Source organism: Sphingomicrobium marinum (genome assembly GCF_026157105.1).
GTDB lineage: Bacteria > Pseudomonadota > Alphaproteobacteria > Sphingomonadales > Sphingomonadaceae > Sphingomicrobium > Sphingomicrobium marinum.
Window position 1 is genome coordinate 1,512,550 of record NZ_JANPVQ010000001.1, and the last position, 11,464, is coordinate 1,524,013.

Genomic DNA, 11,464 nt, shown 5'->3' on the forward strand with positions numbered 1-11,464 from the left:
TTGGGCTCAGAATGCCATAAATAAGGACCGCTACTGCGAAAATGAGTACTCCATGCCGATCCAGAAACCCGTGCGTAGACTCGGGAAGCAGTGAGTGCATGACCAAGCCGGCAAAGATGAAGAGCGCCGCTCTGATTACTTCGTCGAACGTAATGCTCACCGATCACACTCCCCGAAGACGACATCGATCGCGCTGAGCACCGCGGTGGTGTCGGCGAGCATGTGGCCTTTCATCATGAAATCCATCGCCTGCAGGTGGCTGAACGCGGTCGGCCGGATCTTGCAGCGATAGGGTTTGTTGGTGCCGTCGGCGACGAGGTAGACGCCGAATTCGCCCTTGGGGCTTTCGGTGGCGACATACACTTCGCCCGCGGGCACGTGATAGCCCTCGGTGTAGAGCTTGAAGTGGTGGATCAGCGCCTCCATCGACTGCTTCATCTCGCCGCGTTTGGGCGGGAACACCTTGCGGTCGAGGCTGCCGATGGGGCCCGAAGGCATTTCGGCTAGGCACTGGCGCATGATGCGCGCCGATTGGCGCACTTCTTCGACGCGGACCATGAAGCGATCGTAGCAATCGCCCTTGGTGCCAACGGGCACGTCGAAATCCATGCGGTCATAGACCTCGTACGGCTGCGACTTCCGCAGGTCCCACGGAATGCCGCTGGCGCGGATCATCGGGCCGCTAAAGCCCCAGGCCAGCGCGTCTTCCTTGCTGACCACGCCGATATCGACGTTGCGCTGCTTGAAGATGCGGTTGTCGGCGACGAGGCTGATCGCGTCCTCGAACAGCGGCATCCGCTTGTCGAGGAAGTCGCTAATCTCCGCCAGCACCTTCTCGGGGATGTCCTGGTGGACCCCGCCGACGCGGAAATAGTTGGCGTGCATGCGCGCGCCCGACACGGCTTCGTAAAGCTGCATCGTGTCTTCGCGCACTTCGAACAGCCACAGGTTGGGCGTCATCGCGCCCACGTCCATCACGTGGCTACCGAGGTTGAGCATGTGGTTGGAGATGCGCGTCAGCTCCGCCATCAGCACGCGGATATATTGCGCGCGCAGCGGCACCTCGATGCCGAGCAGCTTTTCCACCGCCAGCACGTAGCTGTGCTCCATGCACATGGGTGAGCAATAATCGAGCCGATCGAAATAAGGCAGCGCCTGCGCATAGGTCTTGTATTCGATCAGCTTTTCGGTGCCGCGGTGGAGCAGCCCGACATGCGGATCGACACGCTCGACGATCTCGCCGTCAAGCTCCATGATCAGGCGCAGCACGCCGTGCGCGGCCGGATGCTGCGGTCCGAAGTTGATCGTGTAGTTGCTGATCGTCTCGTCACCAGCCGTGTTGGGCTGGTCGAGATCGACGCCTTCGGCATCGGGAAACGTCTGGATTTCGACCTTGGTCGTCATTTCAGGTCCTCATCCGTCTTGCTTGCCGCTCCGCGGCCCTTGCGCGCATCGGCGGGCGCATCCTCGCGCGTTTCGGGCGCGGGGGTGTCGGTCATCTTGCCCCCGGCATGGTCGGCCTTATCGGCAACGCTGTCGCGCGCTTCTTCCTTGGCTTCCTTGTTGGTCGGCTCACCGGCTCCGGTGTCCGAAGGCTTCTCGGTCGTCTTGGGATCGCCCGGCCCGGCTTCGGCCTTTACCTTGGGCGGTTCGTGCTTATCGGCGGGCGTGGGTGCGCCCGGCGCCTGCCCTTCGGCCTTTTCATCGCCCGGCAGGCGATACTCGGGGCCTTCCCACGGCATCAGGAAGTCGAACGTGCGGAAATCCTGCGGCAGCTTTACCGGTTCGTAGACGACGCGCTTTTCCTCTTCCGAATAGCGCAGCTCAACATAGCCGGTCATCGGGAAGTCCTTGCGCAGCGGATAGCCTTCGAACCCGTAATCGGTGAGGATGCGGCGCAAGTCGGGGTTGCCCGCGAAGTTGACGCCGTACATGTCGAAGACTTCGCGTTCGAGCCAGCCGGCGACCGGCCATAGCTCGACCAGCGAGGGCACCGGCGTGTCTTCGTCGGCCAGCACCTTCAGCCGCAGGCGATGGTTATGCGTCACGCTCAAGAGGTGGTAATTCACCTCGAAACGTTCGGCGCGCTCGGGATAGTCGACGCCCGCGATTTCCATCAACTGCTGGTAGCCAAATTTGCCCTTGGCGGTGTTGGCGGCAGCGACGAGGCCATCGCGCGTGACCGTGACGGTCAGCTCGTGCGCGTCGTGCTTGGACGACACGAACGCACCGCCGATCGCCTTTTCGTAGGCTTCGGCAAACCCGTCACGCGGCTTGATCTTGGGGAAGCTCATCGCTCGATCGTCCCCTCGCGGCGGATCTTACGCTGAAGCTGGAGGATGCCGTAGAGCAGCGCTTCGGCGGTCGGCGGGCAGCCCGGCACGTAGATGTCGACCGGCACGATGCGATCGCACCCGCGCACGACGCTATAACTATAATGATAATAGCCACCGCCATTGGCGCATGAGCCCATGCTGATGACATATTTGGGCTCGCTCATCTGGTCGTAGACCTTGCGCAGCGCCGGGGCCATCTTGTTGCACAGCGTTCCCGCGACGATCATCACGTCGCTCTGGCGCGGGGAGGCGCGCGGCGCCACGCCAAAGCGTTCGAGATCGTAGCGCGGCATGTTGACGTGAATCATCTCGACCGCGCAGCAGGCCAGGCCGAAGGTCATCCACCACAGCGAACCGGTGCGCGCCCAGGTGAACAGGTCTTCCAGGCTCGCGACCGCGAAACCCTTTTCGTCCAGCTCGGCCTGCATGGCTTCCAGCTTGGCGCGAGTTTCGGGATCGAGATTGCCCGGCACCAACCCCTTGGCGCGCGCGATTTCCTCTTCGGTGGGAAGCGGGTTGCGCTCGGCGTCGAGGATTACTCCCATTCCAGCGCTCCCTTCTGCCACGCATAGACAAGGCCGAGCGTCAGTTCGGTAAGGAAGATCATCATCGCGATCCAGCTGGCCCAGCCAACGCCCATCAGGCTGACCGCCCACGGGAAGAGGAAGGCGACTTCGAGGTCGAAGATGATGAAAAGGATGGCGACGAGATAGAAACGCACGTCGAACTGGTCGCGGCTGTCTTCGAACGCAGGAAAACCGCACTCATATTCGCTCAGCTTTGCGGGATCGGGCTTATGGGCACCGGTGAGGCGCGAAATCGCCATCGGTGCGCCCACGAATATCAGCGAAAAGACGATCGCGACCCCCAGAAACATCAGGATCGGCAGATAGTCTGTGGCTACGTCGGCCAAGTTTTTCCTCCCGAGGCAAAAGCCCTCACTTGCGCGCGTCTCTAGGACAGCCATCGCCCCCTATCAACCGCCTAAAGTGCGGTATTTCGGGCAAATGCCGGACATTCGCGCTTGCCCCGCTTCATCCGTGCTGCGAAACGGGTTTGTCAACATGGCCAGGTGCCCGCGATCAAGCGACGAGGTCGGCTGCCAGATGGTTGGAGAAAGTCATGATCTTATCGCTCGCTGCCGCGCTCGCCCTCCAGGCCGGGGCATCTGTAGATCCCGCCGATCCCGCCACCGTCATCGCTGCCCTGCAGGAACGTGGCTATCGCGCTGAAATGAGCCAGGACGGTGCCGGCGATCCGATGGTGCTGAGCTCTGACAGCGGCATCAATTTCGCCGTGATTTTCTACGGCTGCGAAGAGAATGCGAACTGCAAGACGCTGCAACTCGCCGCCACGTACGGCTTCGACGGTGGCAAGCGGCCGGGCGCCGATGTGCTGCATGAATTCGATCGCGCGCATCGTTACACGCGGACCTATCTTGACGAAGAGGGCGATCCGTGGATCGAGATGGACGTGCAGGTCAAAGACGGTCCGATCGAGCGCGAGGAGTTCGACGAAGCGCTGGACATCTTCCTGTCCAACAATGGCCGCTTCCTCGAACTGATCGATTTCTAGGCGATGCTATAGCGGGAGGCGGCGGACGATATTAGCCTGAAGCGGCGCATCTCCTTGCAAAAGACCGTTTTCGTCGAACCGATCCCATTGGGGGTTCGAGATATATAGCAGCGCTCCATTCACCAACTGGCCGGTCGTCGGTTCGCCCCATTCCCCGTGCGCCCGCTCCAGTGTCGTCGCACGCGTAATCCTTGTCCCGTCCGTCGACAGGGTGAAGGCCATTATTCGATGTGGCGAGACGCCATTCTGGATTGCAATCAGTCCATGCTCTTCGTGAAGAAAGAGGCCATCGACACCATCAAGCATCAGGTTTTCCGGGCCATCGATGCGGTAGGCTAAGCGCGATTCAAGGGCGAACAGCGCCAGCCCGTAGCTATAGTCGGAAATGTATGCGTATCTGCCGGACGGGTGTAGTGCGATCCCTTGCGGCGAGCGGAACGTCAGTTCTTCATCGAGACGTTCAACCGTTTCGGCCCCAGTCGCGAATCGATAGATGCCGCCACCCAAGCTGTCGCTGGCGAAAACGCTGCCATCTGCCGCGACTGTAACGTCATTGAGCGAGGTCGCTGCCGCCGGAATGCGCCGTGCTTCGGCCAACGTATCGATGTCGACGGCGACGAGACCGACAAAGGCGTCAGCCTCTTCGCCCATTCGACCCATCGTCACCCATAAGAGACGTCGGCTGGCATCGATCGCCAGCCCCATTGGCCGTCCACCGCCTGCCAAAGCCACTTCGTGCCATTCAGCGGCGTCCTGGCTGGTGATCAGCGTGCTATCGGCAATCGACATCGAGAAGTAGCGCGACGTGCTGACATCGTAGGCGATGCTTTCACTTAGCGGAAATTCCGGGGGTATGAGTGCCGCAATGTCACTGGCTTCGACCGGCGCAACTTTCCCTACCAACGCCGCGCGATATGCAGCCATTACCGGACCGGGCATGATGGTTTCGAGCTGGGCCTGCGCGCCGTCGGAAAGCGCAAAGCCGAAGGCACCGAGCCGCTGCAAAGCGGGCTGTGCGAATACACGCTCTTCTTCGACCTCGAAGGCGCGGCCAAGCAGCCTGCGCTGCACCGACGCACTGTTAGGATAGGGCAACATTGAGAGGCCGGGCCCGGTATGCACGCGTCCAGCCTGGCCTGTGGGCGTCCACGGCTCCAGAATTGATAAGTCTACTACCGACGGTTCCGGCGCGACTACGATACCGGCCCGCGCCACAGGCCCGCATCCGGCGAGCAGCGAAGCAATCAGTGCACCAGCAATAAAACGCATTTGAGCCCCTCCTCTATCGGAGGGCGCGTGCCACCAGCTTGTGCAGCTTGCTATGGAGATCTCCGTTAGCGGCCAGATATTCTCGGCGAGCGACCATCCGGTCCTGCCCGCGATAATCGGTCACGAAGCCGCCGGCTTCCTTGACCAGCAGCATGCCGGCAGCAACGTCCCACAGGTCGAGATCGTCTTCCCAGAAGCCGTCCATGCGGCCCGCCGCGACCCAGGCGAGATCGAGGCTGGCGGCACCGAAACGCCGAATACCCGACACTTCAGGGCCCACCGCGCCATAAATGCGGTTCCACTGCACCACGTTGCCGCGACCGAAATGGGGCAGTCCCGTTCCGATTAATGCCTCGCTCAAATCGCGCCGTGCCGATACCCTCAGGCGCTGGTCCTGTAGCCAGGCTCCGCGACCCTTCTCGGCCCAGAAGCTATCGTCGGTCAGCGGCTGGTAGACGAGGCCCTGCGTGACTTCAGGGCGCCCTTGCGCGTCCTTACTCTCTACTGCAATCGAGATGGCGAAATGCGGGATGCCGTGGAGGAAGTTGGAGGTGCCGTCGAGCGGATCGACGATCCAGCGCGGCTTGTCGGGGTCGCCTTCGATCGTGTCACCCTCTTCCATCACAACGCCCCAATCGGGGCGCGCGTGGAGCAATTCCTCGACGATGGTGCGCTCGGCGCGCTCGTCCGCCATCGACACGAAGTCGGCCGGTCCCTTCTTGGAGACCTGCAATTGTTCGACTTCGTTGAAGTCGCGGCGAAGACGCGGCGCCGCCTTCCGGGCAGCGCGCTCCATCACGGTGATCAGTCCGCTGTGCGAAACCATTATTGCACCTCGTTGGTGGCGGCATCACCCGCGGGCGGCGCATTGCCAGCTGCAACCTGTGCCAGGCCCTCGAGCGCTGCCGACATCGCATCGAGCCGGTCCTTCTGGTCGACAATACCGTGGCGCGACGCGAGCCAGGCCGGATCGTTGTAGGCGATCACCGTCGCGCCGTCCTTGGCGTACACAGCCATGCGCTGCGGCAGATCGAGCGCCGCTTCGGGGGCTTCCTGCATCAGCGGCGTGCCGGCTTCGGGCTTGCCGAAGAAGATCACGGTCGCGGGCGGCAGTTCAAGGTCGACCTTGCCTGCATTTTCCTGGTGGTTGAGTTTGGCAACGATGCCGAAACCGGCCTCTTCCAACGCGGCTTCAAGCCGCTGGACCGTCGTCGCGACATCATCCGGGCTTTCGAGCGTGATGACGCCGTTCCCGTATGAAGAGATGGCCGCGCCCTCGGCTTCGGTTTGCGTCGTCGCGTTGCCGACCGTTTCGTCCTCGGCATTGCCAAGCACGTCAGCGGCATCGCCGCAGCCGGCGAGCAGCAACGCGGTCGAGAGGATCAGCGTACGCATCAGTCGGCGCGCTTCACGTAACTGCTGTCACGAGTATCGACGACAACCCGCGTGCCGCTTTCGATGTGCGGCGGGACCATGATACGCACGCCATTGTCGAGCACGGCAGGCTTGTAGCTGGACGAAGCCGTCTGGCCCTTGACCACCGCATCGGCCTCGACGATTTCGGCTTCGATCTGATCAGGCAGCTGCACGCTGATCGGCTTTTCTTCATAGAGTTCGATAATGACATCCATGCCATCCTGCAGGAAGGCAACCTGGTCACCGATGTCTTCGCTCGGGATGGTGATCTGCTCGTAGGTATCCTTGTCCATGAAGGTCAGCATGTCGCCGTCAGCGAACAGATACTGGTAATCCTTGGTGTCGAGGCGCACGCGCTCGACGCTTTCGGCGGAGCGGAAGCGCACGTTGTTCTTGCGCCCGTCGATCATGTTCTTGAGCTCGACCTGCATATAGGCACCGCCCTTTCCGGGCTGGGTATGCTGGATCTTGACGGCCTTCCAGATGCCGCCTTCATATTCGATGATGTTCCCGGGACGAATGTCCACACCGCTGATCTTCATATCGATCTGCCTATCTGCTGCCTACGAGTTGAAAGAGCTGGAGCGCACGGGCGTTCCAATTGCTCCGCGCCCTAGCCTGCCGCGTCACTTCCCGCAAGCAGCGGATAGGGATTGACCGGTCGCCCTTCCCACCAGCCTTCCTCGGGCTCCATGCGGTGGATTGCAAAATGAAGGTGCGGCGCATCGGCCGCGGCATTGCCCGTCGAACCCACCGTCCCGATGGGATCGCCAATACCAATCCGCTGTCCTTCCTTCAGCCCGTCCGCGTAGGCGTCGAGATGGGCATAATAATAGATCCAGCGCTTGTCGTTGGAGCGGACATAGGCACTGATCCCGCCGCCGCCTTCGGAGAAATAGAGTTTTTCGATCACGCCTGCCGACGCCGATATGACCGGCGTGCCGCGCGGAGCCATGATATCGATCGCATCGTGCCGCCGCGCGCCGCCGGCCCGCGCCTGGGTGAAGGTGTCGACGAGCGCTTCGGGCGAAACGCCGGCAACGGGCACGGCCAGGCCAGCAGGGCCGATTTCGATCGAGTTGGCAGCGCGCGTTTGCGGATCGGCATCGGGATCCAGGCGAAGCGTGTCGCGCCGATCGAGCCCTGCTTCTGCCACGCTCACTTCGCCGTCGTGTATCGGATTGGGCTCGATGGTCTCGGGCGCCGCCGCCTCGGCCTGGGCGGTCTCCGGTGCTGGTCCGACAAAGCCGGCTTTCACCGCGACAAACCATCCCATGCTCGTCAGCAAGGCGGTCACGATCACTGTGAGAAATGTTCGCATGAGGCCCTCTCCTTTCACCGCATAACGCGGCAAGGCGCGGCTTTATCCCTCAAGCGTCTCGGCAAAGGCTGCGACTGCCGCCCTAGGATCATCCGCCTGCCATACGGCTGACGATACTGCCAGGAAGTCCGCGCCGGCGCGCACCAGCGGCTTAGCATTCTCGGCGGTGATGCCCCCGATCGCCACGCACGGCAATTCGAACAGGCTCGACCACCAGCTCAGGACCCCGGGATCGGGCCGGTGCCCACTCGGTTTGGTCGGGCTATCGTGAAAGGCACCGAAGGCGACATAATCGGCCCCCGCTTCGCCCGCTTCCATGGCAAGGTGGCGCGAGGCATGGCAGGTCACGCCGATCTGCACCGAGGGGCCGAGCTCGGCGCGCGCCTCGCGTACCTCGCCATCGCCTTGGCCCAGATGCACGCCATCAGCGTTAAGGCGCTTGGCCATGGCGATATCGTCGTTGACGATAAATGCGACGTCTTTCTCGACGCAGACTTCCTGCAGCGGCTTGGCCAGGACGGCCAGCTCGTGACTGCCGACGCCCTTCACGCGCAGCTGGAACGCCGCAACGTTGCCGCCCGCGATCGCAGCGCGCAGTCGGTCAGGAAAGTCTCCGCCGACGTCCTGCGGGCTGATCAGGTATAGCTGCGATGGATGCGTCCGCTCGGGCGCCTCGAAAATTGAGAAATCGAAATCGTCACTCATGCGCGCGGCCTTAGCCGTTGCAGACGCTCGCTGCATAGATGTCATCGATAGCCGCGCCGAGCGCCGCATCGAACTCTTCATCATCCATGTCGGCGCGAAGGTCCTGCAACAGCGCGCGGCTGAAGCTGGCAATCATACCGCGATTCCTGGCTAGCTTGGCATTGGCCTCTTCGCGCTCGTAGCCGCCCGAAAGCGCAACGACGCGGATAACGCGCGGATGCGCGACCAGCGGCGCATAGAGGTCATCTTCGACCGGCAAAGACAATTTGAGCATCACGCGCTCGCCATCGGGCAGCGCATCGAGATTGCGGTGGATATGCTTGAGCACCAGCGCATCGCACTCGGCGCGGCTCTCGCTCTTCAGGTTCACTTCGGGTTCGACGATCGGCACCAGGCCGTGCCCGATGATCTGGCGCGCGAACATGAATTGCTGGTCGACGTTGGCGGCGATGCCATCTTCGTTCGCTTCGTGGATGACAGAGCGCATCTTGGTGCCGAAAATGCCCTTCGAGACTGCGTCTTCGCACATTTCAACGAGGGTCGGCATCGGCTTCATCATCTGGACGCCGTTGGTCTCGTCCTCGAGCCCCTTGTCGACCTTGAGGAAGGGCACCACGCCGCGCTCCCACAGCAAATGCGGCACGGGTTTGCCGCCGGCTTCGCCGTTCATCGTCTTTTCGAACAGGATCGCACCCAGAACCTTCTGGCCGTCAAAACTCGGGGCGGTGACGATGCGGCTGCGCATGTCGTGGATGAGCGTGAACATCTCGTCTTCGCTGTTCCAGGCGTCTTCCTCCAACCCGTAGGCCCGCAGCGCTTTGGGCGTCGACCCGCCCGACTGGTCCAGCGCGGCAATGAAACCGGCGCCGCCAACCATCTGCGCCATCATCTTCGGATCGGTGCTCATCGTGAATCTGCTCCCTTGCAAAGCCGCATACGTATGCAGCGCGCCTAGCCGCCCCGCCCCGCCTTCGCAACCACTGTGAACGCTCACAGGCGGAACAAAATCGACTAGCGTAGCGCTGGCAGAGAAAGGAGGGCTAAACCGCCATGCTCAGCCAAACCCAATCGAAGATTTGCGACGCCATCGAGACCGATTTTTCGGGCCTCAAGGCCTGCATCGTGAATGCCAGCCTCAAGCACCCGTCTGAACCCTCGCATACCGATACACTGCTTGATGTGGTGGCCGAGATCTTCGAGCGGCGCAGCGTCGCTGTCGACCGCGTCCGCCTGTCCGATCATTACCTTGCCCCTGGTGTCTATCCAGACATGACCGAACATGGTTGGGACAAAGACGAGTGGCCTGACATTTGCGACCGCGTCATCGGCGCGAATATTCTGGTGCTGGGCACCCCCATATGGCTAGGCGAGAAGTCATCGCTGGCGCAGGCCTTCATCGAAAAGCTCTACGCCCATTCGGGGCAGGTCAACGACAAGGGCCAGTACCTGTTCTACGGCAAGGTCGGCGGCTGCGTCGTCACCGGCAACGAAGATGGCATCAAGCATGTCGGCATGGGCGTGCTCTATTCGATGCAGCACGTCGGCTACACCATCCCGCCGCAGGCCGATTGCGGCTGGATCGGCGAGGCCGGCCCCGGCCCGTCCTATGGCGACGAAAAAGACGAAGGCGGCCGTGTCGGCTTCGACAATGTCTTCACCCAGCGCAACACCACCTTCATGGCGTTCAACCTGCTCCACATGGCCAAGATGCTGAAGGACGCCGGCGGCCTGCCCGCCGAAGGTAACGTCCGCACCGAATGGGACGACGGATCGAAGCCCGGATGGCCCAATCCCGAACATCGTCGCGACGACTAGAGGAAAAGATAGACCACGAGGTAACGTAGGCAGAGCGCCGCGAGGATGAGCGTGATCCAGCGCGGCTTCTTCACCCACATCGCCGCCAGCATTAGCGCAACCAGCACAAGCGTCTGCCCGTAGGCCATGGGCGTCAGCACCGCCTCGCGAATTGTCGGGACCGAAACGTAATAACCCCACTGCACGAATAGCAGCACGACAAGGATGCCGAGGACGGGTTTGCGCACCCGGTAGAAGTGATCAGCGAGATCGCTTTCCTTCGACGGATCGTCGGGAAAGACGAGATGCGCCGCCAGATAATATCCGCTGGCGAACAGCAGCACGCCGGTGAGCGTCGGCCCGCTGATGGCAATGAGATCGCGCACCGTCCAGGCGGCCGCCCAGAAGCTGAGCAAGTCGAGCAAGACGAAGAGACCGAGGAGCGGCACGAGCCACCCCACGCGCGGTCCGTCTTCGCGCAGCGCCGCATCGAGCGACTTGCCCAACCCCGACAGCAGCGCCACGAGCGAGAAGCTCAAGAGCAGGCTGTAGAGCGAAAAGACGAATGCGAATTCGGTCATGGCGGATCCCCCGCCGTTGACGCTAGCTGCGGAGCGCTAGCGCCACAACTGCATCGAGCGGATCGCCTGCGGCACCTGTTCGCGGGCTTCGGGGCGCGACAGAGTGCGCTCGACTAGGCTCCAGCCGCGGGTCAGCCGCGACTTGCGCCACAGGTCGACGATCAGAAACAGACCTGACCAGTCTTCCCCGTCGAGCTCGGCCTCCAGCTCGAAGCGCGCGACGAAGAAGGCGGTGCGACCATGCTGGCGGGTGTGGATACCATCCATCCGGTAACCCATGCAGCGGAAGCGTTCGGTCGCGGCCTCGAGGAAGCTTGGCCGATCGAGGATCAGGCTTTCGCGGGCACCGACCAGCATTTGGAAATCACGTGCCAGCAGCGCCTTCATCCGGCTGCGCTCACCGCGGCACCAGGAGCGCATCAGGCGATGTTCCTGTGTTTCGATCAGGTCGAGTGTACTGGCCATCG

15 protein-coding genes are annotated in these 11,464 nt (G+C 62.3%); 2 read left to right on the forward strand and 13 right to left on the reverse strand.

Annotation, left to right across the window (positions count from 1 at the left end; genetic code table 11):
- Positions 1-156: 156 nt before the first annotated feature.
- From NUX07_RS07595 to ndhC, 4 genes are all read right to left on the reverse strand, one after another.
- Positions 157-1,404: an NADH-quinone oxidoreductase subunit D gene (locus tag NUX07_RS07595; protein ID WP_265529971.1), complete on the reverse strand. Its 1,248-nt coding sequence runs from the start codon at positions 1,402-1,404 to the stop codon at positions 157-159.
- On the reverse strand, positions 1,401-2,294 hold the full coding sequence (locus NUX07_RS07600; RefSeq protein WP_265529972.1) for an NADH-quinone oxidoreductase subunit C: 894 nt from the start codon (positions 2,292-2,294) through the stop codon (positions 1,401-1,403). Before NUX07_RS07600 ends, NUX07_RS07595 begins: the two co-directional genes overlap by 4 nt.
- Positions 2,291-2,764 (reverse strand): NuoB/complex I 20 kDa subunit family protein, encoded by a 474-nt coding sequence (locus NUX07_RS07605; RefSeq protein WP_456115187.1) that lies wholly within the window; start codon positions 2,762-2,764, stop codon positions 2,291-2,293. Before NUX07_RS07605 ends, NUX07_RS07600 begins: the two co-directional genes overlap by 4 nt.
- 107 nt (positions 2,765-2,871) lie before the next feature.
- Complete coding sequence (gene ndhC, locus NUX07_RS07610) at positions 2,872-3,213, reverse strand: NADH-quinone oxidoreductase subunit A (protein ID WP_407696166.1); 342 nt, start codon at positions 3,211-3,213, stop codon at positions 2,872-2,874.
- 245 nt (positions 3,214-3,458) lie between these two features.
- On the opposite strand from ndhC, the gene NUX07_RS07615 reads away from it, so the two are divergent.
- Entirely contained in the window at positions 3,459-3,911 is a 453-nt protein-coding gene (locus NUX07_RS07615; RefSeq protein WP_265529975.1) for a YbjN domain-containing protein, read from the forward strand.
- Positions 3,912-3,917: 6 nt separating this feature from the next.
- Here NUX07_RS07615 and NUX07_RS07620 read toward each other — a convergent pair whose 3' ends face one another.
- The 7 genes from NUX07_RS07620 to NUX07_RS07650 form a co-directional block, all read right to left on the reverse strand.
- A complete protein-coding gene (locus NUX07_RS07620) occupies positions 3,918-5,180 on the reverse strand; it encodes an SMP-30/gluconolactonase/LRE family protein (RefSeq protein WP_265529976.1) in 1,263 nt (420 codons plus the stop codon).
- A gap of 13 nt (positions 5,181-5,193) precedes the next feature.
- Positions 5,194-6,006, reverse strand: a complete 813-nt coding sequence (locus tag NUX07_RS07625; protein ID WP_265529977.1) for an inositol monophosphatase family protein — start codon at positions 6,004-6,006, stop codon at positions 5,194-5,196.
- On the reverse strand, positions 6,006-6,575 hold the full coding sequence (locus tag NUX07_RS07630) for a DUF302 domain-containing protein (RefSeq protein WP_265529978.1): 570 nt from the start codon (positions 6,573-6,575) through the stop codon (positions 6,006-6,008). Before NUX07_RS07630 ends, NUX07_RS07625 begins: the two co-directional genes overlap by 1 nt.
- Positions 6,575-7,138, reverse strand: a complete 564-nt coding sequence (gene efp / locus NUX07_RS07635) for an elongation factor P (RefSeq protein ID WP_265529979.1) — start codon at positions 7,136-7,138, stop codon at positions 6,575-6,577. The genes NUX07_RS07630 and efp overlap by 1 nt, the downstream gene beginning before the upstream one ends.
- A 71-nt stretch (positions 7,139-7,209) precedes the next feature.
- Complete coding sequence (locus tag NUX07_RS07640) at positions 7,210-7,917, reverse strand: M23 family metallopeptidase (protein WP_265529980.1); 708 nt, start codon at positions 7,915-7,917, stop codon at positions 7,210-7,212.
- Between the two features lie 42 nt (positions 7,918-7,959).
- Complete coding sequence (gene thiE / locus NUX07_RS07645) at positions 7,960-8,622, reverse strand: thiamine phosphate synthase (RefSeq protein WP_265529981.1); 663 nt, start codon at positions 8,620-8,622, stop codon at positions 7,960-7,962.
- Positions 8,623-8,632: 10 nt separating this feature from the next.
- Positions 8,633-9,529 (reverse strand): fructose bisphosphate aldolase, encoded by an 897-nt coding sequence (locus NUX07_RS07650; protein ID WP_265529982.1) that lies wholly within the window; start codon positions 9,527-9,529, stop codon positions 8,633-8,635.
- Between the two features lie 143 nt (positions 9,530-9,672).
- Here NUX07_RS07650 and NUX07_RS07655 point away from each other — a divergent pair, with 143 nt between their 5' ends.
- Entirely contained in the window at positions 9,673-10,437 is a 765-nt protein-coding gene (locus tag NUX07_RS07655) for a flavodoxin family protein (RefSeq protein WP_265529983.1), read from the forward strand.
- On the opposite strand, the gene NUX07_RS07660 is transcribed toward NUX07_RS07655, so the two are convergent.
- Positions 10,434-10,997, reverse strand: coding sequence for a hypothetical protein (locus NUX07_RS07660; RefSeq protein WP_265529984.1), 564 nt, complete (start codon positions 10,995-10,997; stop codon positions 10,434-10,436). The genes NUX07_RS07655 and NUX07_RS07660 overlap by 4 nt on opposite strands.
- Before the next feature lie 36 nt (positions 10,998-11,033).
- On the reverse strand, positions 11,034-11,462 hold the full coding sequence (locus NUX07_RS07665; protein ID WP_265529985.1) for a nuclear transport factor 2 family protein: 429 nt from the start codon (positions 11,460-11,462) through the stop codon (positions 11,034-11,036).
- Positions 11,463-11,464: the final 2 nt, after the last annotated feature.

Bases quoted from the DNA above. Each gene is read 5' to 3' on its own strand.
- NUX07_RS07595 (WP_265529971.1), bottom strand. From the start codon at position 1,404: ATGACGACCAAGGTCGAAATCCAGACGTTTCCCGATGCCGAAGGCGTC.
- NUX07_RS07600 (WP_265529972.1), bottom strand. From the start codon at position 2,294: ATGAGCTTCCCCAAGATCAAGCCGCGTGACGGGTTTGCCGAAGCCTAC.
- NUX07_RS07605 (WP_456115187.1), bottom strand. From the start codon at position 2,764: ATGCAGGCCGAGCTGGACGAAAAGGGTTTCGCGGTCGCGAGCCTGGAA.
- ndhC (WP_407696166.1), bottom strand. From the start codon at position 3,213: ATGTTTCTGGGGGTCGCGATCGTCTTTTCGCTGATATTCGTGGGCGCA.
- NUX07_RS07615 (WP_265529975.1), top strand. From the start codon at position 3,459: ATGATCTTATCGCTCGCTGCCGCGCTCGCCCTCCAGGCCGGGGCATCT.
- NUX07_RS07620 (WP_265529976.1), bottom strand. From the start codon at position 5,180: ATGCGTTTTATTGCTGGTGCACTGATTGCTTCGCTGCTCGCCGGATGC.
- NUX07_RS07625 (WP_265529977.1), bottom strand. From the start codon at position 6,006: ATGGTTTCGCACAGCGGACTGATCACCGTGATGGAGCGCGCTGCCCGG.
- NUX07_RS07630 (WP_265529978.1), bottom strand. From the start codon at position 6,575: ATGCGTACGCTGATCCTCTCGACCGCGTTGCTGCTCGCCGGCTGCGGC.
- efp (WP_265529979.1), bottom strand. From the start codon at position 7,138: ATGAAGATCAGCGGTGTGGACATTCGTCCCGGGAACATCATCGAATAT.
- NUX07_RS07640 (WP_265529980.1), bottom strand. From the start codon at position 7,917: ATGCGAACATTTCTCACAGTGATCGTGACCGCCTTGCTGACGAGCATG.
- thiE (WP_265529981.1), bottom strand. From the start codon at position 8,622: ATGAGTGACGATTTCGATTTCTCAATTTTCGAGGCGCCCGAGCGGACG.
- NUX07_RS07650 (WP_265529982.1), bottom strand. From the start codon at position 9,529: ATGAGCACCGATCCGAAGATGATGGCGCAGATGGTTGGCGGCGCCGGT.
- NUX07_RS07655 (WP_265529983.1), top strand. From the start codon at position 9,673: ATGCTCAGCCAAACCCAATCGAAGATTTGCGACGCCATCGAGACCGAT.
- NUX07_RS07660 (WP_265529984.1), bottom strand. From the start codon at position 10,997: ATGACCGAATTCGCATTCGTCTTTTCGCTCTACAGCCTGCTCTTGAGC.
- NUX07_RS07665 (WP_265529985.1), bottom strand. From the start codon at position 11,462: ATGGCCAGTACACTCGACCTGATCGAAACACAGGAACATCGCCTGATG.